General features: G+C 73.2%; 17 protein-coding genes. 4 read left to right on the top strand and 13 right to left on the bottom strand.

Annotation, left to right across the window (positions count from 1 at the left end; genetic code table 11):
- Positions 1-99: 99 nt before the first annotated feature.
- From ACH45N_RS21290 to ACH45N_RS21265, 6 genes are all read right to left on the bottom strand, one after another.
- Positions 100-456 (bottom strand): RNA-binding S4 domain-containing protein, encoded by a 357-nt coding sequence (locus tag ACH45N_RS21290; protein ID WP_285107820.1) that lies wholly within the window; start codon positions 454-456, stop codon positions 100-102.
- Between the two features lie 26 nt (positions 457-482).
- The gene (locus tag ACH45N_RS21285; protein WP_397397609.1) at positions 483-2,060 is read right to left on the bottom strand and encodes a glycoside hydrolase family 43 protein; all 1,578 of its coding nucleotides are present in this window, start codon (positions 2,058-2,060) and stop codon (positions 483-485) included.
- A complete protein-coding gene (locus ACH45N_RS21280) occupies positions 2,057-4,474 on the bottom strand; it encodes a beta-glucosidase (protein WP_397397607.1) in 2,418 nt (805 codons plus the stop codon). Before ACH45N_RS21280 ends, ACH45N_RS21285 begins: the two co-directional genes overlap by 4 nt.
- A gap of 77 nt (positions 4,475-4,551) precedes the next feature.
- Positions 4,552-5,427, bottom strand: coding sequence for a carbohydrate ABC transporter permease (locus ACH45N_RS21275; RefSeq protein ID WP_397397605.1), 876 nt, complete (start codon positions 5,425-5,427; stop codon positions 4,552-4,554).
- Positions 5,427-6,449, bottom strand: a complete 1,023-nt coding sequence (locus ACH45N_RS21270) for a carbohydrate ABC transporter permease (RefSeq protein WP_397397603.1) — start codon at positions 6,447-6,449, stop codon at positions 5,427-5,429. Before ACH45N_RS21270 ends, ACH45N_RS21275 begins: the two co-directional genes overlap by 1 nt.
- 8 nt (positions 6,450-6,457) lie before the next feature.
- The gene (locus ACH45N_RS21265; protein ID WP_397397601.1) at positions 6,458-7,750 is read right to left on the bottom strand and encodes an extracellular solute-binding protein; all 1,293 of its coding nucleotides are present in this window, start codon (positions 7,748-7,750) and stop codon (positions 6,458-6,460) included.
- Between the two features lie 234 nt (positions 7,751-7,984).
- Between ACH45N_RS21265 and ACH45N_RS21260 the strand changes: the two genes are divergently transcribed.
- Positions 7,985-9,043 (top strand): LacI family DNA-binding transcriptional regulator, encoded by a 1,059-nt coding sequence (locus ACH45N_RS21260; protein ID WP_397397599.1) that lies wholly within the window; start codon positions 7,985-7,987, stop codon positions 9,041-9,043.
- Positions 9,044-9,067: 24 nt separating this feature from the next.
- Here the strand turns inward: ACH45N_RS21260 and ACH45N_RS21255 are convergent, their stop codons facing one another.
- Positions 9,068-9,691 carry a TetR/AcrR family transcriptional regulator gene (locus ACH45N_RS21255; protein ID WP_397397597.1) on the bottom strand — a complete coding sequence of 208 codons (624 nt, stop codon included), beginning with the start codon at positions 9,689-9,691 and terminating at the stop codon, positions 9,068-9,070.
- Positions 9,692-9,799: 108 nt separating this feature from the next.
- On the opposite strand from ACH45N_RS21255, the gene ACH45N_RS21250 reads away from it, so the two are divergent.
- The gene (locus ACH45N_RS21250) at positions 9,800-10,432 is read left to right on the top strand and encodes an NAD(P)-dependent oxidoreductase (RefSeq protein WP_397397595.1); all 633 of its coding nucleotides are present in this window, start codon (positions 9,800-9,802) and stop codon (positions 10,430-10,432) included.
- A gap of 65 nt (positions 10,433-10,497) precedes the next feature.
- On the top strand, positions 10,498-11,634 hold the full coding sequence (locus ACH45N_RS21245) for a GNAT family N-acetyltransferase (RefSeq protein ID WP_397397593.1): 1,137 nt from the start codon (positions 10,498-10,500) through the stop codon (positions 11,632-11,634).
- 93 nt (positions 11,635-11,727) lie between these two features.
- On the opposite strand, the gene ACH45N_RS21240 is transcribed toward ACH45N_RS21245, so the two are convergent.
- On the bottom strand, positions 11,728-13,056 hold the full coding sequence (locus ACH45N_RS21240; protein WP_397397591.1) for a glycoside hydrolase family 3 C-terminal domain-containing protein: 1,329 nt from the start codon (positions 13,054-13,056) through the stop codon (positions 11,728-11,730).
- Positions 13,057-13,198: 142 nt separating this feature from the next.
- Here ACH45N_RS21240 and ACH45N_RS21235 point away from each other — a divergent pair, with 142 nt between their 5' ends.
- A complete protein-coding gene (locus ACH45N_RS21235; protein WP_397397589.1) occupies positions 13,199-14,323 on the top strand; it encodes a GNAT family N-acetyltransferase in 1,125 nt (374 codons plus the stop codon).
- 25 nt (positions 14,324-14,348) lie between these two features.
- Here the strand turns inward: ACH45N_RS21235 and ACH45N_RS21230 are convergent, their stop codons facing one another.
- The 5 genes from ACH45N_RS21230 to ACH45N_RS21210 all read right to left on the bottom strand — a co-directional run bounded on the left by ACH45N_RS21230 (position 14,349) and on the right by ACH45N_RS21210 (position 19,907).
- Positions 14,349-15,842, bottom strand: coding sequence for a M81 family metallopeptidase (locus ACH45N_RS21230; RefSeq protein ID WP_397397587.1), 1,494 nt, complete (start codon positions 15,840-15,842; stop codon positions 14,349-14,351).
- Positions 15,843-15,948: 106 nt separating this feature from the next.
- Positions 15,949-16,377 (bottom strand): hypothetical protein, encoded by a 429-nt coding sequence (locus tag ACH45N_RS21225; RefSeq protein ID WP_397397585.1) that lies wholly within the window; start codon positions 16,375-16,377, stop codon positions 15,949-15,951.
- 115 nt (positions 16,378-16,492) lie between these two features.
- The gene (locus ACH45N_RS21220) at positions 16,493-17,158 is read right to left on the bottom strand and encodes a response regulator transcription factor (protein WP_397397583.1); all 666 of its coding nucleotides are present in this window, start codon (positions 17,156-17,158) and stop codon (positions 16,493-16,495) included.
- Entirely contained in the window at positions 17,155-18,657 is a 1,503-nt protein-coding gene (locus ACH45N_RS21215; RefSeq protein WP_397397581.1) for a sensor histidine kinase, read from the bottom strand. Before ACH45N_RS21215 ends, ACH45N_RS21220 begins: the two co-directional genes overlap by 4 nt.
- Positions 18,654-19,907, bottom strand: coding sequence for a phosphotransferase (locus ACH45N_RS21210; protein ID WP_397397579.1), 1,254 nt, complete (start codon positions 19,905-19,907; stop codon positions 18,654-18,656). The genes ACH45N_RS21215 and ACH45N_RS21210 overlap by 4 nt, the downstream gene beginning before the upstream one ends.
- Positions 19,908-20,005: the final 98 nt, after the last annotated feature.

The raw sequence follows: 20,005 nt of genomic DNA, 5'->3' as shown, positions 1-20,005 counted from the left end.
CGGCAGGGAAGACAGCCGCACACTAGCGGCCAGGCCGCCCGCAGACCGCGTAAATACCCAGAAATCACCCGCTCGGGCTCCCAGCCGGGGGAAGCGCTCTCAGCGCCGCCCGCGCAGCCGGTCGATGTCACGGCGCTCCCGCTTGGTGGGCCGGCCGGTGCCACGGTCGCGCAGCCCGACGGCCTCGCGCTCCACCCGCGTCGGCAGGGCGGGGCTGTGGTCGAGGTACGCCTTGACGGCCAGGGGCGCCCCGACCCGCTTGAGCAGCAGCTCGACGACCTCGATGTCCCGGTCCCGGAGCGGGTCGCGCCACGTCACCCGGTCGCCCACGGCGACGGACGCCGACGGCTTGGCGACCTTGTCGTTGATCCGGACCCGGCCGCTCCGGCACAGCTCCGCCGCGACCGACCGGCTCTTGGTCAGCCGCACCGCCCACAGCCAGACGTCGATGCGCACCGCCCCATCCTCCCACCGCCGGGCCGTCAGGCGGACGGCAGGTACTCGAACCGCTCCACGGTCACGACCCCGGCCGACGGCGCGCCGTTGCTCGTCGCGACAAGGCCCAGCCACACCCCCAGGAAGCCTCCTGCCGAGACGCTGTCGAGGGTGCGCCCGTCGGCGGTCGCGACCGGCGTCGGCGACTCGTCCCCGACCCCCGCGAGCAGCACGTAGTCCTGCCCGCGCGCCTGCACGGCCAGGGTGACGGGGCCGTCGCCCGCGGGCAGCGGCCGCTCCCCGAGCGCGGTGGCCACGCCCGCCCGGTGGTGCACCGCGAGCACCCGGCGGTCGCGGGTGGCGGGCGTGCCCGCCACCACCAGCAGCACATGGTCCCGTTCGGACTGCCGCACCGCGAGACCCGCGTGCTCGTCCGGCCCCGCCGGGTCGAACCGCAGCACGGTCCGCACCGTGACGTCCTGGTGCTGCTGGCGCACGCCCAGGAAGGCGGGCGTGGCCGCATCCGTCAGGTTCGGCGGGAGCACGCGCAACAGCCAGCCGTCGCCGTGCGGCTCGGCGAAGTCGGCGGGACCGCGCAGGCCGGTCCACCGCAGGTCGCCGGGCAGCACGGGTCCGGCGGGCGGCCAGGCGGCAGGCGGGCCTGCGGGAGCCACGCCGTCCGCCCGGACGCCGTCCGGCACCTCCACCACCGCCGGAACGCGGCCCTGTCCCGGCGCGAAGACCGGCCAGCCGTCCTCCCACGTCACGGGGACGAGGAACGTCTCCCGGCCGAGGTTGTAGTGGTAGCCGCCGTACGGGCGCATGGCGAGCAGCACGGCCCACCACGACCCGTCGGGCGCCTCGACCAGATCGGCGTGCCCGACGCCGACGACGTCCACGTCCCGCCCCAGGTGCCGGTGGGTCAGCACCGGGTTGGCCTTGTTGCCGACGTACGGGCCGGTCACCGACGAGGAACGGGCCACCGAGATCGCGTGGTGGAACTCGGTGCCCCCTTCGGCGGCGAGGAGGTAGTACGTCCCGTCCACCCGGTAGAGGTGCGGGCCCTCCGCCCACACGGCACCCAGCACCGCACCCCGCCAGAGCACGTGCTCGGGTCCGGTCAGCCGCATCGTGGCCGGGTCGAGCTCGCGCAGCCAGACCTCGGTCTGGTCGTGCCACTGGGGTTCGCGGGCAAGGCGGGTCCCGTGCAGCCAGACCCGGCCGTCGTCGTCGAAGAACAACGACGGGTCGATGCCGTCCTCGTCCAGCCACACGGGGTCGGACCACGGCCCCGCCGGGTCGGTCGCGGTCAGCACGAAGTTGCCGCCCCGCGAGGTGTCGCGCTGGTCCACGAGGGTGCAGACCAGCCAGAACACCCCGTCGCGATGCCGCAGCGTCGGCGCGTACAGCCCGCCCGACGACGCGATCCCCTGCATGTCGAGCTGCCCCGCACGGTCGAGCGCGTGGCCGATCTGCTCCCAGTGCACCAGGTCCCGGCTGCGGAACACCGGCAGACCGGGAAAGTACTCGAACGTCGAGGTGACGAGGTAGTACTCCGCCCCGACCCGACAGATCGTCGGGTCGGGGTAGCAGCCCGGCAGGACGGGGTTGCTGACAGCCGTCACGGCGCCACGGTGGTGTCGACCCACCGCCGGTCCGAGGTCGTGACCTCGTGCACGTCGCCCGTGATGGTGACGATGCGACGGGCCGACGGCGGCAGGACGGGCGCGGAGTCGTTCGGCTCGTTCAGGTCGGCGATGCCCTCGGCCACCACCCTGACAACGTTGTCAGCCGCGTGCGCGCCGACCCAGACCTCGACGTCCCCGGGCTCGACGATCCGCACCATCGTGCGGTCGCTGAACGCGAACCGCGTGGTGGGCACGTCGAACACGATGGTCGTCGACTCCCCCGGCGCCAGGTCCACCCGGTGGTAGCCGAGCAGCTGCGTCGTGGGCCGTGCCACCGAGCTCACCACGTCATGCCCGTAGAGCTGCACGACGTCGGAGCCGGCCACCTCGCCCGCGTTCGTCACCGCGACGACGGCGCGGAACGTGCCGCCCGCCTCGACCGACGGGTCCACGGACACGAGCTCGCGCTCGAACGTCGTGTACGACAGCCCGAACCCGAAGGCGCGCACCGGCGTGGAGTCGGTCGACGTCACCTCGGACGCGCCGCCCAGGATCGGGTGCAGGTACGAGTAGGGCTGTGCGCCGGCCGACCGCGGCAGCGACACGGGCAGGCGGCCGGACGGGTTCACGCGGCCCGAGAGCACACCCGCGAGCGCCGTGCCGCCCTCCTCGCCCGGGAAGAACGCCTGGAGGACGGCGCCGGGCGTGCGCCCGCCGGACCCGTCGCCGTCGAGCGCCCAGCCGATCGCGTAGGGGCGGCCGGTGAGCAGCACCATGACGACCGGCTTGCCGGTGGCGAGCACCGCCTCGACGAGCTCACGCTGCACGCCGGGCAGGTCGAGCGACTCGCTGTCGTTGCCCTCGCCCACGGTGCCGCGGCCGAACAGCCCGGCCTGGTCGCCCACCACGACGACCGCCACGTCGGCGGCCTCGGCGGCGGCGACGGCCTCCGCGAACCCGGAGGTGTCGTCGCCCTCGACGTCGCAGCCCCGCGCGAACGTCAGCTCGGGTGCGCCAAGGCCGTCGAGCTCGGCGGCCAGGGCCTCGGCCAGGGACGGGATCTCGAACCCGGCGGGGACGCCGGGGTGGTGCGCCAGCACGTGGTTGGCGAACGAGTAGCAGCCCATCAGGGCCTCGGGGCGGTCCGCGTTGGGCCCGATCACGGCCACGCGGGCCGGCTTGTCGTGCCAGGACCCGAACGGCAGCACGCCGTCGTTCGCCAGCAGCACCACCGACTCCTCGGCGAGGCGCCGGGCGACGTCGCGGTGCGCGGGCGAGTCCACGTCCACCACGGCGGGCGGCTCGTCCTCGAACGCGTCCGGCTCGAGGAGGCCGAGCTCCTCCTTCTGCTTGAGCGCGCGCAGCACGGCCCGGTCCACGACCTCGATCGGCACGTCGCCGTCCTTGACGAGCGTGGCCAGCGGTTCGAGGTACGCGTCACCGGAGGGCAGCTCGACGTCGACGCCGGCCTGCAGGGCGGCTGCCGCGGCGGCCCCCCGGTCGGCGGCGATCGCGTGCATCACGCTGAGGAAGGCGACGCCGAAGTAGTCGGCGACCACGACGCCGTCGAACCCCCACTTCTCGCGGAGCAGCCCGGTGAGGTACTCGCCGGAGGAGTGCATCGGCACGCCGTCGACGTCGTTGTACGACGCCATGACGGACCGCACGTTCCCGTCGACCACGGCCATCTCGAAGGGCGGCAGGAAGACGTCGGCGATCTCGCGCGGGCCGGCGCTCACCGGTGCGTGGTTGCGCCCCGCCCTGGAGGCGGAGTAGGCGACGAAGTGCTTGAGCGTGGCGTGCACGCCCGCGCCCTGCATGCCACGGACGTACGAGGTGCCGACCGTGCCGACGAGGTACGGGTCCTCGCCGATGCACTCGTCCACCCGGCCCCAGCGGGGGTCGCGGACGACGTCGAGCACGGGCGCCAGCCCCTGGTGGATCCCCAGCTCCCGCATGGACTCGCCGATGAGCCGGCCCATCTCCTCGACGAGCTCCGGGTCGAACGAGGCGCCCCAGGCGAGCGGTGTCGGGAAGGTCGCCGCCTTCCAGGCCGCCAGACCCGTGAGGCACTCCTCGTGGACCAGCGCGGGGATGCCGAGGCGCGTCTCGCGCTTGATCCTGCGCTGCTCGGCCCAGAGCCAGGCCGCACGCTCGACCGGGTCCACGGGCCGCGTGCCGTACACGCGGGTGTAGTGCCCCAGCCCGTGCCGGGTGATGTCCGGGAGCGCGGTGGTGCCCTGGCCGCCCGCCATCTCGCCCTGCATCGGGGCCACGACGTTGCCGCCCTGGTCCAGCCAGTACCCCACCAGCTGTGCGAGCTTCTCCTCGAGCGTCATCTGGGCGTGCAGCTCACGCACGCGATCCGACACCTCGGGCATCGCCCGAAGCGCCACCGGCAGCTCCGTCATGAATTTCCTTCCTCGACCTGCTTGTCCGACCTGCTTGTACGACCTGTGCGGAGGTGGCGCGGCGCGGCCGCGCCCGGTCAGCCCTTCACGGCTCCGGTGAGGCCGCCGACGATGCGCCGCTCGAACAGCGAGAAGAAGATCAGCGCGGGGATCATCGACAGCGACGTGAAGGCCAGCACGCGCGCCGTGTCGACCGAGTACTGCGACGCGAACGCCTGGACGCCCAGCGGCAGCGTGTACGACAGCTCGTCGTTCAGGATGAACAGCGGCAGCATGTACGAGTTCCACGACGCGACGAACGCCAGGATGCCGACCGTGACGACGCCGGGCAGCGACAGCGGCACGACCATCCGGAAGAAGAACCCGATGCGGCTCGCACCGTCGATCGAGGCCGCTTCCTCGATCTCCTTCGGGATGGCACGCAGGAACGGCACCAGGATGATGATCGTGGTGGGGAGTGCGAACGCGATCTGCGGCAGGACGATGCCGCCCATGGTGTTCATGAGACCCAGGTCGCGGATCAGGATGTACAGCGGGGTGATCGCGACCGTCATCGGGAACATGAGGCCCGCCGCGAACAGCGAGTACATGGCCGCGTTGAGCTTGAAGTCGTACCGCGCCAGCACGAAGCTCACCATGAGGCCGAGCGCCACCACACCGACGGTGGTGAGGACGCCTGCCACCGCCGAGTTGGCGACCTGCCGCCAGAACACCTCGCTCACGAGCACGCTGACGTAGTTCTCGACCACCCAGGGGGCGGGCAGGCCCGACGGGTCCGTGGTGATCTGCGCGTTCGTCCGGAACCCGCCCAGGATGATGTAGAGCACGGGGGCGATGCAGACGCCGACGAACAGGAACGCGACGACGTAGGTCATCGGGCTTCCCCAGGCGACCTTGGGCTGCCGGCGGAGCGCCTGCCCGGTCGTGGTGGGGGCTTGGAGCAGCGTCGCCATCACTTCTTCCCTTCCGTGAGCGCACCCTCGGTGTCCCGGCGCAGCACGTACCGCTGGTAGACCAGCGCGATGACCAGCGAGATCAGGAACAGCACGACGGCGACGGCGTTGCCGTAGCCGAAGTTCCCGGCCAGGCGCCCGTTCAGCACCATGTAGGTCGCCATCGTCGAGGTGCCGGCGGTCGCGGAGATGTACTGGCCCCAGATGATGTAGACGAGGTCGAACAGCTGGAGCGAGCCGATGATCGACAGGAACGCCCAGATGCGGAGCGTCGGCCCGAGCAGCGGCAGCGTGATCGTCCGCTGGATCTGCCAGTACGACGCGCCGTCGATCGCCGCCGCCTCGGAGAGCTCCTCGGGGATGCTCTGGAGGCCCGCGAGGAACAGGATCACTGCGAAGCCGATGTACTTCCAGCTGATGATGATCATCAGGGACCAGAGGGCGATCTTGGGATCGGACAGCCAGTCGACGGCGAGGAACCCGAGCCCCATCTTCTCCAGCAGGTCGTTCACCGCACCGGAGCTCTGCAGCAGCAGGCTCCACCCGGTGCCCACGATGACCTCGGAGATCACGTACGGCACGAAGATCAGGACCCGGATGATCGACCGCCCGCGGATCTGCTGGTTCAGCAGGAGCGCCAGCGCCACGGCGGCCGGCCCCTGCAGGATCAGCGAGAGCACGACGATGTAGCCGTTGTGCAGGAGCGCGTCGTGGAACGCCGAGTCCTGGAAGATCGTCAGGTAGTTGTCGAGCCCGACGAACTCGGTGGGCGGGCCGTAGCCCTTCCACTTGAAGAAGCCGTAGTAGGCCGCCAGGAAGACGGGGAGGATGACGAACGCGAGGAACACGACGATGGCCGGGCCGGACAGCACGGTGATCTCGAGCGTCTTGCGCCAGTCGGTCCGCCGGCTCCGCCGCGGCCCAGGGGCCGGGGACGACGTCTGCACGCCGTCCCCGCCCGCCGTGGGACCCTCAGGCGAGGCCGTCCTGGTTGCTGAGTTCTCGCCCAGGGAGTGAGTCATCTGGCTCGTTACTCCATCGCGGCCGCGGCGTTCACGGCGTCGACGATGCTCTGCGGGGTGCCGTCGCCGGCCAGCATCTCCACGACGCCGGCGTTGAGCGCGTTGCCCACGTTCTGGCCGTAGAGCGTGTCCAGCCAGACGGAGACGTACGGCGCCTCGTTGTAGGCCGCCAGCACGGACTGCAGCGCCGGGTCGGTGACGACCTCCTGCGCCTCCTTGCTGGCCGGCAGGGTCACGAAGGCCTCGGCGTAGTTCTCCTGGTACTCCTTCTGCATGAAGAAGTTCAGGAAGTCGGCGCACTCCGGCGGAGCCTCGACGAAGCAGGAGTAGCCGTCGACGCCGCCCATGAACGCGGCCGGGTCGCCCTCACCGCTCTCGGTGGCCGGGAACGGGAACCAGCCGAGGTCCTTCAGCGGCTTCTGGTCCGGGGTCAGACCCGCGATGACACCCGGGTCCCAGGCGCCCATGAGCTCCATGGCGGCCTTGTGGTTGGCGATGAGTCCCGCCGAGGAGCCGGCGCCCTGCTGGGCGGTCGCCGTGAGGTAGCCGTCCTGGAACGGCTCGGTCTCGGCGAGTGCCTGCAGGTCCTCGCCGGCGGCGATCCAGCAGTCGTCGTCGAAGCTGCGGGACTGGGCCGCGGTCTCGAGCGTCTCCTGCGAGCACTCGCGGAGCGCGAAGAAGTAGAACCAGTGGGCGGCGGGCCATGCGTCCTTGGCGCCCAGGGCGATCGGGGCGATGTCCTTGGCCTTCAGGGCGGACACCGCGTCGTTCAGCTCGTCGACGGTGGTCGGCGTCTCGGTGATGCCGGCCTCGTCGAACAGGTCCTGGCTGTAGAACAGGCCGCCCGGCAGGATGGCGGTCGGCATGCCGTAGATCTTGCCGTCGACCGTGAAGGCGTCGAAGCCGGCGCCGACGTTGGTCTTCGTCGCCTCGTCGATCGAGTCGGTGAGATCCATGATCTGGCCGGCCTCGACGACATCGGCCAGCTTGCCGCCGCCGCGCGCCATGAAGATGTCCGGCGCGTCGCCCGAGTTGAGGGCGGTCTGCAGCTTGCCGTCCATGTCCTCGTTCTGGATGGACTGGACGTCGATCGTCACACCCGGGTTGGCCTCCTCGAAGGCCGCGACGGTGTCCTCCCAGAACGCCTTGCCCGGCCCGGTGGTGGAGTTGTGCCAGAAGGTCATGGAGACCTCGCCGTCCGAACCTCCCTCACTGCCCCCGCCGCCCGAACAAGCCGTGGCCAGCAGGGCAACGGTGGCACCCAGGGCAACGATGCCCGAGGCCCGCGTTTTCCTCATCATTGTGGAACCCCTTGTAAGTCGTCATCGACGGTTGGCAGGAGCCTGCCTCTACGACGGACCACGGAGTCCGTCAAGCAGGAGAGTGTCAGGAGCGCCATGCTCTCGTCAAACGGTTTCGATATCGATTTCGAAACGGAATGGCCCGACGGACATACCGCCGCACCCGGATGTACTGTCTCTTCCGTGCACAGTGGGACAGGCTCACCCGGGTCCACCGCCGGACCGGGTGACGGCGTGACGGACGACTCCGAGACCTTCGGACCGTCCGCCACCGAGGAGCGCGCGACCGGCCGCGCCACGATCACCGACGTCGCGCGCGTCGCCGGAGTCTCGGTCGCCACCGTGTCGAAGGTCGTCAACGGCCGGTACGGCGTGGCGGCCGCCACCGCCGAGCGCGTGCTCGGCGTCGTGGCCGACCTCGGGTACGAGTCGTCCCTGGTCGCACGCAGCCTGCGCCGTCGGCAGACCAACGTGATCGGCGTGCTCGTGGCCGAGTTCGAGCCGTTCAGCACCGAGCTCCTCAAGGGCATCTCCGCCGCCGTCGCGGGCACGGGCTACGAGCTCCTCGCCTACTGCGGCGACGCCGGCCGCTCGGACCACGTGGGCTGGGAGCGCCGCTCCCTGTCCCGCCTCGCGGGCACCCTGATCGACGGCGTGGTCATCGTGACGCCCACGCTCGCCCTCCCGCAGCACGACGGCGTGCCGATCGTCGCGATCGACCCGCACACGGGCCCCACGGGTCCGGCCACCGTCGACTCCGACAACCTGGGCGGCGCCCGCACCGCCACCGAGCACCTGATCGGTCTGGGCCACACCCGCATCGGCTACCTGGGCGGACGCGCCGACCTGGAGTCGGCCCGTCTGCGCGAGCTGGGCTTCTTCGAGGCGATGGAGGCGGCGGGGCTCACCCCCGACCCGAGCCTCGTGCTGGAGGGCGGCTACCGCCCGGACCGGTCCGACCGGCCCACGCACGACCTGCTCGAACGCCCCGACCGGCCCACCGCGGTGTTCGCCGCGAACGACCTCTCCGCCATCCACGTCATCCAGGTGGCCCAGGAGCTGGGCCTGCGCGTCCCGGAGGACCTGTCCGTCATCGGGTTCGACGACGTCCCCGAGGCCGCCGGGTCCACGCCGCCCCTGACGACCGTGGCGCAGTCCCTGCACGAGATGGGCGCCGAGGCGCTCCGCATGGTCATCTCGATGCTGGAGTCCGGCCCCTCGGCCGGGCACCACACCCGCCTGCCCACGCGGCTGGTGCAGCGGTCGAGCACCGCTCCCCCGCTGTCGGCCTGACGCCGCCGGCCTGACGCCGCCGGCTCAGCCCGGCAGCAGGGCCGGCAGGACCGGCGCCACCAGGCGCCCGGCCAGCCCGGGTTCGTCGGCGCCGGGCGCGCTGCTGTCGCCGGCGCCGCCGTGGCCGGCGCTGCCGTCGCCGCTCTCGCCCCAGAACGCCGCCAGGAACGCCTGGTACAGCGCCGCGCCCACGAGCAGGCGGGCGGCGGACTCGACGTCGGCGTCGGCCCGCACCCGGCCGGCGTCGCGTTCCGCCTCCAGGTAGGCCTGCAACCTCAGCTGCGGCACCTGCGGGCCTGCCCCCTTCGCCGCGATGGACTCGCGGTGGCGGGCCAGGAGCACGCTGCTGGAGAAGATCGAGGCCGAGATCGGAAAGCTGCCGAAGTAGAAGTCGAGCAGCCCCGAGACGAACCGCACGAGGTTGGCCTCCACGGTCGAGGTGCCCACGGCGTCGTCGGGCAGGGCGAAGCGCGGCAGGCGCTCCTGCAGCACCGCCATGAACAGGCCCTGCTTGTCGTCGAAGTGGCGGTACAGCAGCGCCTCGGAGCAGCCGGCCGCCCGCGCGATCTCCTTGGTCGTCGCGTGTGCCACGCCCTGCTCGCGCATCACGCGCGCCGCCGCGTCGAGGATCCGCTCCCGTGTGCTCATGCCAGACATTCTCCCTGCCCCCTTGACCTGCGGCCCGACCCCGTGACACGGTGTTAGTAAGTATTCACTCACCCCCTGGTGAACGCCACCCCGGACCGAGGAGATGCCATGCAGGTCGCTGTTGTCGGAGCGAGCGGCCGTACCGGCCGCGAGCTCGTGAGGACCCTGATGACGGCCGGCCACGTCGTCGTCGCCGTCGTGCGCGACCCGGCCCGGCTGGCCGGGTCACCCGGCGAACCCGGCGAGGTCCGGGTCGCCGAGGCCACCGACGTCGCGGCCCTCGTCGCCGCGTTCGACGGGGTCGACGCCGTCGCGAGCTGCCTGGGCCCGGTGCCCGGCGAGTCGCCGCACGTGCTGCGCGACGGGATCACGGCGGTCATCGCCGCCATGGACCGAGCGGGCGTACGCCGGCTGGTCGCGATCAGCGCGAGCGGCTGGCTGGTCGACGGCGACGACCCGCTCTCCCGGTACGTCGCCAAGCCCATCCTCAAGCGGGCGCTGGCCGTGGCGAACGCGGACCTGGAGGCGATGGAGCAGGTGATCCGGGCAAGTCACGTGGACTGGACGATCATGCGGCCGCCGCGCCTCCAGGACCGCCGGGGCACCGGCCGCTACAAGTCCCGGCGCGACGGCAACGTGCGGTGGGCCTGGACGATCGCCCGCCCCGACCTGGCCCTGGCGATGCGCGACGCCCTGACCGACCGGACCGCCGTCGGGCAGGCGATCTCCGTCGCCGCCTGACCGGGCGCCCCGCACGCCGTCGATAATCTCTCGCCGCCCGACGGCGTGCGGGGCACCCTGGTCGTATGACCTCCCCCACCGGCTACGCGCCCGAGCCGACGGCGTGGCGCATCCTCGAGGTGGCGCCCGCACCGGCGACCGACCACCCGGACGCCTGGGCCTACCACGGCATCGCCGCCGTCGACCGGGCCGTCGAGATCGCGAACGTGGGCTACGACGACCTCGCCCGCACCGAGCAGCAGCTCGTCAGCAGCATGCTGCACCAGCGGTACGCCGAGAAGCGGTGCTTCGTCGCCGTCCTGGACCGCGCGGACGGCACCGCGCCGACCGCCGACGACGTCGTCGGCTACGGGTACGCCTCGATGACGCGCGACCACAACACGCACACCGCCGACCTCTACGTGGGCGTCCACCCGGACCACCGGCGGCGCGGGATCGGCAGCGCCCTGGCGGACCAGGCGGAACGGGCGGCGACCGACGCGGGCCGGACGACCTTCTTCAGCTGGTCGCTCTCGGCCCGGGAGGCGGCCCAGGACGAGGACGCGCTGGTGCCCGCCACCGGCGCCGGTCGGCTGCCCGCCGACGCGGGCGGTGTGCACTTCGCGCTCGGCCGCGGGTACACGCTGGAGCAGGTGGAGCGCATGTCGCGGCTCGACCTGCCGGTGGACCCGGCCACGCTGGCGGAGTTCGAGGCGGAGGCGCGCGCGAAGGCCGGCCCCGACTACGTCACGCACACGTGGGAGGGCATCCCCGAGGAGTGGCACGCGGCGTACGCCCAGCTCATGACCCGGATGTCCACCGACGTGCCGCAGGGCGGGCTCGACTTCGGCGAGGAGACGTGGGACGCCGAGCGCGTGCGCGTCTACCTCGAGGAGCGCACCTCGAGCGGCCAGCGCCTGCTGACCACCCTGGTGGAGCACGTCCCGTCGGGCGAGATCGCGGGCGGCACGTCGTTCCTGCTGCAGGACGGCAAGCCGGCCTACGTGTTCCAGGAGGAAACAATCGCGCTCCAGGCCCACCGCGGGCACCGGCTCGGGATGCTGGTCAAGGCCGTGAACCTGCGTGAGCTGGCGTCCCGACACCCGTCCACGGAGCGGGTCCACACGTTCAACGCGGAGGAGAACGCCCACATGCTGGGCATCAACGTGGCCCTGGGCTTCCGCCCCTCGGGCGCGGAGGCGGCCCTCCAGAAGCGCCTCTGACCTCATGCACGTCGCCGGCGAGCGCAGCGCGCCTCCGTTGAGTGCTGGGTATTTGTTGCCTCGAATCGTTTCGAGACAACAAATACCCAGCACTCAACGGAGGCGGGGGCGGGTGAGTAAGGCGGCCAGGCGACTGTTGGCCAGGGCCAGCAGGGCGCGGAGCCGCCGGTGGGTCACGCCCGAGCCCGGCTGGTACGGGAGCCGTTCCAGGGGCATGGCCCGCGTCATGATCATGACGTCGTCCGACAGACCCGCCGCGCGCAGCAGCGCGGTGACCACCGGGCCGACGACGGGGTGCGCCATCGCCTCGCCCACGGAGGACCCGGGCGTGAGCAGGGTCGCGACGGCGTCCCCGGGCACCGCGGTCTCGGCCGCGACACGCACGTCGCGGCTCGACGCGCCCACCTCGACGCGGTAGGTGCCGCCCTCGACGTGCCACCGGCCGGCGCGGACGTCCCAGTACGCGAGGTCGGCCCGGTCGACGGCCAGCTCGACCGCCCGGGACTCCCCCGGCGCCAGGTCGATGACGGCGAACGCGGCCAGCGCGCGCGGGGCCCGCGGCACGGCGGAGCCCGGCACGGACACGTAGCACTGCACCACCTCGCGCCCGGCCACGCCGCCCGTGTTGGTGACGGTCAGCCTCGCGGTGAGGCCGACGACGCCGTCGGCCGGCCCGGCGGTGACCGTCAGGTCCGCGTACGCGAACGTCGTGTACGAGAGCCCGTGGCCGAACGGGTACTGCACGGCGAGGTCCCGCGCGTCGTACCAGCGGTAGCCCACGAAGATGCCCTCGCCGTACGTGACGTGCAGCCCGGTCCCGGGAAAGCTGGTCCACGTGGGGGTGTCCCGGAGACGCAGCGGGACCGTCTCGGCCAGCCGGCCCGAGGGGTTGACCCGGCCGAACAGGACGTCGGCCGTCGCGCCGCCGCCCGCCTGGCCCAGCAGCCAGCCCTCGACGATCGCGGGCACCCGGTCCGCGAAGCCGGACAGCCGCACCACCGAGCCGTTCGAGAGCACCACGACCACGCGCGGGTTGACCGCCAGCACCCGGTCCAGCACGTCGAGCTGGTCGGTCGGGAGCTCGATGTGCTCGCGGTCGCGGCCCTCGGCCTCGGCCGACTGCGGCAGGCCTGCGAAGAACAGCACCACCCCGGCGTCCCGGGCCGCCGCGACGGCCTCGTCGGCGAGCGCCCCGTCCGTGGACGCCCCGCCGGCCGACCCCGGGCCCATCCCGTACCCCGGCGCGAAGACGACGTCGGTCGCCGAGTCGCGGATCGCCGTGAGCGCGTCGTCGACCTGGGTCGGGACGATCTGGGAGGAGCCCGCGCCCTGGAACCGCGGCGTCCGCGCGAGCTCGCCGATCACGGCGAGGCGCGTGCGCGGGGCCAGCGGCAGCAGGCCGCCGTCGTTCTTGAGCAGCACGATCGCGCGGCTCGCGGCCTCGCGGGCCAGCGCGTGGTGCGCGCCGTCGTGCCAGGCCTCGGGGTCGTAGCCCCGCTCACGCTAGCGGCAGCGGGCCGAATAAAGCCGTGCGCCCGCTGACCTCTCGGAGCACCCTGGGTCCATGACCACATCCTCTGCAGCACCCGCCCCGGCGACGTCGGCGTGGCGGCTCATGGACCCTCCGCACGCCACCTCGCTCGACGAGGCCGACGCCTGGGCGTACCGCGGCATCGCGGAGCTGCACGCGGCGGCCGCGGTCGTCGACCTCGGCAACGCGGACGCGGCCCCGACGCCGATCGGGATCCTGGTCGGGATGAACAACCAGAGCTATGTGCGCAAGCTGCGCCGGATCGCGGTGGTGGACACCCCCGCCGGCCCGAAGGTGGTGGGCGAGGCGACGCTGTTCCTGCAGGTCCGCGCCAATCCCGAGCTGGCGATCGGCGGCATCGTGGTGCATCCGGAGCACCGGCGGCAGGGCATCGCGACGGCGCTCGCGCAGTGGTCGCGCGACACGGCGCGGGCGGAGGGCCGGACGTCGTTCATGACGTACGTCGACTTCGGCCCGGACAAGCCGGCGGGCGAGACGCTGACCCCGGCGTCGGGCAGCGGCGAGGTCGCCGCGGACCTGCCGGGCGTCCTGCTCGCGCGGAAGCTGGGCCTGCCGCTCCAGCTCGTCGAGCGCCGCTCCCGGATCGACCTGCCGGTGCTGCCGGAGGCGGTGTCCCGCTTCGAGGCCGAGTCCCGTGCCGTGGCGGGTGACGCGTACCGGGTCCACACCTGGACGTCGCCCCTGCCGGGGGAGTGGATCGAGCAGTACGCGGCGCTGGAGCAGGCGCTGTCCGACGACGAGCCGCGCGGCGGCCTGGACGTCGAGTCGGACGTCTGGGACGTGGAGCGCATCCGCACCGAGGAGGCGGCGATGGCCGCCAAGGGCGACCAGTACGTGGTGACGGCTGCCGAGCACGTGGCCACCGGCGAGCTGGTCGCGATGACCATGCTCCAGTGGAACGACCTCCAGCCCGAGCACACGAACCAGCAGGCGACGGTGGTGCTCAGGTCGCACCGCGGGCACCGGCTGGGGATGCTCGTCAAGGCGGTGAACCTGCGCGAGCACGCCCGCCTGCGCCCCCAGGCGGAGCGGATCTACACCTGGAACAACGAGGAGAACCCGCACATGCTCGCGATCAACATCGCGCTCGGGTTCGTCCCGGCGGGCGGCTGCGCCAACTTCCAGGGCCCGCTCTGACCTGACGTCGGACGACGGCGCCCGGTCAGAGCAGCTCGGCGGTGAGGTCCGGGCCGTCACCGAAGGCGGCGTCGTCGTCGAACGGCCACACCGGCCCGCCCAGGCCGGTGTGGCGCAGCCGTCGCGGGTCCTGGTCCACGCCGCCTGGCGTGAGCACGAGCATCCAGTCCTCGGCCATCTCGTAGAGCTCGGTCTCGAGGTTGCCGATCTTCACCACCACGACGTCGGTGCCCCGCGGGTCCAGGCCGATCGCGGTGAAGTCCGACTCCAGGTGGTACGCCCGGCGACGCTCGGTCAGGACCACCCGCAGGCCGCCCACCGCGACGACGCACACGATGCCCGCGAGGGGGTCGTCCGGACGCACGTGCTCGACGACGCCCCGCAGCGTGACCGGTCCGTGCGGGCCGTCGTCGACGCGGGCGCCGGCCTCCACCTCGACGGTGGCGCCCACCCCGGCGGCCGCCACCGCACGGGCGGCGTCGGCGTCGGGCAGGGCGGCGTAGATCGCGGTGCGGCCGCCGTCGGCGGGCGGGGTCGCGAAGACGGGCTCCGCCAGGAGCCGCGCGAGGGTCCAGGTCACGTCGCCCGCGCCGCCGGCCAGGGGGTTGTCGCCGGTGTCCGACAGGACGAACGGCCGCGCGTCGCTCGCCAGCACCGCGCGCAGGCACTCCTCGTACGACCCGGCGGGGGCGACGAGACCGAACTCCGCGCGGGCGTCCCAGTACCGGCGGGCCAGGCGTTCGGCCTCCCGGGAGATGACGGCGTCGTCGTCGCCCATGACCACCACGGCGGCCCGGCAGCGCGGCTCGTCCGCCCACGCGTAGCCGACCCAGACCGAGGCGTCGAGCACCCCGGCCAGCGCCCCGACCCGCGCGACGTCCTCGTAGAGGCCCTTCGCCGGCTCCTGCCGGGTGCTCGTCCGCTCGCCCGGCAGCAGCACCGGCACCTGCACCCAGGCCTTGCGCGGCCGGCCCCCGCCGTCGACGCGCCGCAGCAGGTCCGTGGCCGCGCGCTCGCGCGCCTCGTCCTCGTCCTCGTGCGGGGCCGTGCGGTGGCAGGCGATGAGGTCGACGGTCGCGGCCAGGTCCCGGGACACGTTGCCGTGCAGGTCCATGGACGCGGAGACCAGGCAGTCCAACCCGACGGCGGCGCGGACCGCCCGCGCGAGGTCGGCCTCCGCGTCGGTGTAGCCGAGCACCGCCATGGCCCCGTGGATCTCCAGCAGCACCCCGTCGAACGGGCCCTGCGCCTCCAGCGCCAGACCGATCTCGGTGCGGACCGTCTCGTAGACGTCCGCCGGGACCGCGCCGCCGGGCAGCGCCCCGGCCCGCAGGATGCCCACCCACTCGGCCTCCCGGCGCAGGGCCGTTCCGTCCCGCAGGAACGGGTACCGCCGGACCAGCTCGTTGCCACGCAGCAGGGTGAACGCCTCCCAGCCCGAGCGGTGCGGGGAGAACGTGCTGGACTCGATCGCCATGCCGCAGATCGCGATCCGCGGTCGACGGTGGGTACGGGTCACGCGCGCAGTGTAGGCGGGTCGGGTTACTACTTCCGTACATCTGCCGACATGTCGGAACCTCAGGTCACGAGGGCGACCTGAGGTTCCGGCACGCGACGGATGTGGATCAGTCGTCCGCGTCGTCCGGCGTGCTGTCGTTCGGGGTGTCGTCGGCCGGGGACTGGTAGTTCGCGTCGTTCGGCGAGTCCGCCGACTGCGCGGACCCCGCCGTGTCGTGGGCCGACTCGTTCGGCGAGTCCGCCGACTCCGGCGACGGGTCGTAGTTCGCGTCACCCGGCGAGTCCGCCGACTGCGCGGAGCCCGGGGTGTCCCGCGCCGACTCGTTGGGCGAGTCCGCGGACTCCGGCGAGTCGTCGGCGGGCGCGGCGGTCGTCCCGCCGGCGGGGTCGGTCCCACCGGACAGCGCGACGGCGGCGGTCGACTCGGCCCGCGGTGCGGGGTCGTTGAGCGCGGCGGCCGTGCTCGCGCCCGCGATGCCGATCACGGCGGCCGTCCCGACGACGGCCCAGCGCTTCTTCATGGTCGAGGGGTTCATGCGACCGACCTCCCGGGTCTCCCGGCACCCCCGTCGGGTGCCTGCTGACGACGAGTCTGCCGAGCCAGGATGAGGCCACGAGGAGACGCGGATGAGACAGCTCTCATGTGGTGCCTCAGCCGCGGAACCGGTAGCCCGCGCCCCGGACGGTCTCGATCCGGTCCGCGCCCAGCTTTCTGCGCAGGTACCGCACGTACACGTCCACCACGTTGGACCCGGGGTCGAAGTCGTACCCCCACACGCGCGACAGGAGCTGCTCGCGCGACATGACCTGCCCCGGGTGCTGGAGGAACACCTCGGCGAGCGCGAACTCCCGCGCGGACAGCTCCACGTCCCGGCCCGCGACGGTCGCGGTGCGCGTGCGCAGGTCCAGCCCGACGCCGCCGTGCTCCAGCCGGTCCGACGGCGCGGCCTCGGACGCCGCCTTGCGCAGCCGCAGCCGGATCCGCGCGAGCAGCTCGTCGAACCCGAACGGCTTGGACATGTAGTCGTCCGCCCCGCCCTCCAGGCCCGCCACCCGGTCCGACAGCGAGTCGCGCGCGGTGAGGATGACCACGGGCAGCGTGGAGCCGACGTCGCGCAGCCGCTGGAGCACCGTGAACCCGTCCAGCACGGGCAGCCCGATGTCCAGCACCATCAGGTCGTAGCCGCCCGACATGGCGTGGCCGAGCGCCGAGGCGCCGTCGGACACCACCGTGGGCTGGAACCCGTGCGCCTTGAGGCCCTTGCGCACGAACTGCGCGATGCGCTCCTCGTCCTCCGCGATCAGGATCTGGTTCACGCCGCCTCCTCCTCCGTCGCGCCGCGTGCCGCCGGTCGCTCGCCCTGCCCGGGGCCGGCCACGGGCCAGGTCATCACGAACCGCGCGCCGCCCCCGTGCCGTCCTGAGCTCGTCGACGGGTCGGACCGTTCCACGACCACGTCCCCGCCGTGCCCCTGTGCGATGGCCCGCACGATCGCGAGGCCCAGGCCGGAGCCCGGGACACCGCCCGCGGCGCTCCCCCGCGCGAACCGGTCGAAGATGCGGTCCGCCTCCTCCGGCGGCACGCCCGGCCCGGTGTCCCGTACCCAGAGCCGGACGACGCGGCCGGCGGCGCCGTCGAGCACCTGCGTGCCGATCCCCACCTCGTCGTCGGCGCCGGTGAACTTGACCGCGTTGTCCGCGAGCTGGAGCACCGCCTGGGTGAGCCGGTGCGCGTCGGCGGACACCTCGACGTCGGCGCGCGCGTCCACCACCCAGCGGCGGTCGCCCAGCGCACGCGCCTTGTCGTGCACGTCGTCCGTGAACCGGCCCAGGTCCACCGGGGCCGGGGCCACGAAGTCGGACCGTTCCGCCTTGGCGAGCAGCACCAGCTCCTCGACGATCTGCCCCATCCGGGAGGTCTCGTCCAGCAGCAGGTCCCGGGTCTCGCGCACGTCCGCCGGGTCGTCCGGGTCCAGCACCTCCAGGTGCCCGCGCAGCACCGTGAGCGGCGTCCGGAGCTCGTGCCCCGCGTCGTCCAGGAACTGGCGCTGTGTCTCGATGGCCGTGGACAGGCGGTCGAGCATGGTGTTGAAGGCGCCGGCCAGCTCGCCGAGGTCGTCGTCGGTCGCGACGGGCACGCGCTGGGACAGGTCGGTCTCGGTCACCCGGGTCGCGGTGGCGCTGAGCTGGCGCAGGGGGCGCAGCAGGCGGCTGACCACGAGCCAGGCGAACAGGCCCAGCAGCACCAGCGCGACACTGCAGACGATCGCGTAGGTGCGCATCACGGCGGTCTCGGCCTCGAGCGACTGGTCCAGCGCGGACGCCATGACGTAGGCACCCACCTCCTGCCGGTCCGGCACGGTCACCGGCACGACGACGAACCAGACGCGGCCGATCTCGGTCTCGATCTCGCGCTGGACCGTGGTGGACGACCGCGGCGTCAGCCCGTCCACGACGTCCTGGACCAGCTCGCTCTCCACGACCACCCGGCTCGCCGCGGGCGGGTTGGACTGCTGGTGCGCGCCGTCCAGGTAGCTCACGAACATCTCGTTGGTGCCCGGGACGTTGCGCTCCATGGCCACGCTCATCAGCCGCCCCGCGCCGTGGAAGTCCTCGCCCGTCTCCGGGTCCACGCCGTCGGCCGCGAGGCGCTGCAGCTCGCCGATCTCCTGGTCGAAGTCCTCGGAGATGTCGTCCATGATCTGCTGGGACTGGATGGCGTGGGTCAGCAGGCCGGCCCCGAGGAGCCCGATGGCGGTCACCGCCACGACCACGGTCACGACCTTGGCCCGGACCGACGGCCGGCGCAGGCTCATGCGCCGCCCACGCCCGCGGTCGTGAGGCGCGATCCGTCGAGCCAGGCCGCCACGACGTCCAGGCGGCGCGACGTCGCCTCCTGCCAGTGCCGCTCCTGGACCCGGTGCGGGCCGGTGGCCAGGGAGAGCAGCACGCCCGCGACGCGCGCGGCGAGGTCGCTGCGGTCCGCGCCCCGGGTGCCGGGCGCCGTCACGAACCCCGCCGCGTAGTCGGCCGCGAGCCGGCGCATCCGGGACGCGCGGGCCACGTGGGTGGGGTCCGACCCGCCCACGAGCGACAGCACGTCGATGTGCGCCACCAGGCAGGCCAGGTCGTCGGCGCGGTGGCCCGGCCCGGCGGAGTCGACGTCGAGCAGGCCGGTGACGTGCCCGTCGGTGAGCATGATCTGCGCCTCGTACAGGTCGCCGTGCGTCGGGTCGGCACCCGCGCCGCGCTCCGCGAGGCGTTCGGCGACCGCGCCGGCCAGGTCGTTCGCACGGCCGGCCTCGGCGGGCAGCGCCGCCCCGATCACGCCCGCGTAGTGCTGCGCCGACTCGCTCCAGGCCGGGCGCCGCGGCAGGTCGCGGACCTCGGCGGGCAGCCGGTCGAGCAGGTCCAGGATCGCGGACGGGGACGGGATGCGGCCCCCGTCGCGGACGGCGGTGCGCATCTCGGTGCCGTGCAGCGGGGACAGCACCAGCAGGCCGTCGTCGGACCAGCCGAGCGGGCGCGGGACGGGCAGCCCGGCCCGCGACAGCAGCGCGTGCCGCTGGTGCAGGTCCGCGACCTTGCGCGGGCGCAGCACCTTGAGGAACACGTGGGATGCCGCCGCCGTGGCCTCCAGCACGGCCCGCCGGGTGGGCCGGTAGGCGCGCACCTTGAGCTCGGGGTGCGCGCGTTCTCGCGGACCCACGCCGAGCCCCGCCAGGAGCTCCTCGACGGCGGCGGGATCGAACGCGCGCGGCAGGGCGGGCAGCGCCGGGTCGCCGGGGAACCGCCAGACGGCGACGGTCGCGTCGCCGTCGGACAGCGTGACCACGCCCGGCTTGCGCCCGTCGCGGGCCCGGCCCACGCTCGCGCCGAGCGTCTCGGAGCGCTCGACGCCGTTCCAGCGCACCGTCGCGCGGTACGCCACCGTCGTCGTCGAGCCGGGGCGGTGGTCCACCTGCCGCACCCGCCAGTCGACCAGCTCCCCGCCCGCGGTCGCCACGGCGGCGTCGAGGAGCCCCGCGGCGGACTCGCCGGTCAGCAGATCGAGGTGCGTGGTCATCACGTCATCCTCGCAGCCGGGCGGGGCAGAAGCGCCCTGATCCGGATGAGAATCCTCTCACCCTGCGCGGAAGGCCCGGGGGGACGATCACGTCTCCC

This window comes from Promicromonospora sp. NPDC019610 (genome assembly GCF_044389365.1).
Taxonomy (GTDB): domain Bacteria; phylum Actinomycetota; class Actinomycetes; order Actinomycetales; family Cellulomonadaceae; genus Promicromonospora.
Note: the sequence above shows the minus strand (reverse complement) of the source record. Positions and strands in the feature narration are given on the sequence as shown.

Coding starts and splice junctions, on each gene's coding strand:
- ACH45N_RS21280 (WP_397397607.1), bottom strand. CDS start 4,474: ATGACGGAGCTGCCGGTGGCGCTTCGGGCGATGCCCGAGGTGTCGGAT.
- ACH45N_RS21275 (WP_397397605.1), bottom strand. CDS start 5,427: ATGGCGACGCTGCTCCAAGCCCCCACCACGACCGGGCAGGCGCTCCGC.
- ACH45N_RS21270 (WP_397397603.1), bottom strand. CDS start 6,449: ATGACTCACTCCCTGGGCGAGAACTCAGCAACCAGGACGGCCTCGCCT.
- ACH45N_RS21265 (WP_397397601.1), bottom strand. CDS start 7,750: ATGATGAGGAAAACGCGGGCCTCGGGCATCGTTGCCCTGGGTGCCACC.
- ACH45N_RS21255 (WP_397397597.1), bottom strand. CDS start 9,691: ATGAGCACACGGGAGCGGATCCTCGACGCGGCGGCGCGCGTGATGCGC.
- ACH45N_RS21250 (WP_397397595.1), top strand. CDS start 9,800: ATGCAGGTCGCTGTTGTCGGAGCGAGCGGCCGTACCGGCCGCGAGCTC.
- ACH45N_RS21245 (WP_397397593.1), top strand. CDS start 10,498: ATGACCTCCCCCACCGGCTACGCGCCCGAGCCGACGGCGTGGCGCATC.
- ACH45N_RS21235 (WP_397397589.1), top strand. CDS start 13,199: ATGACCACATCCTCTGCAGCACCCGCCCCGGCGACGTCGGCGTGGCGG.
- ACH45N_RS21225 (WP_397397585.1), bottom strand. CDS start 16,377: ATGAACCCCTCGACCATGAAGAAGCGCTGGGCCGTCGTCGGGACGGCC.
- ACH45N_RS21215 (WP_397397581.1), bottom strand. CDS start 18,657: ATGAGCCTGCGCCGGCCGTCGGTCCGGGCCAAGGTCGTGACCGTGGTC.
- ACH45N_RS21210 (WP_397397579.1), bottom strand. CDS start 19,907: ATGACCACGCACCTCGATCTGCTGACCGGCGAGTCCGCCGCGGGGCTC.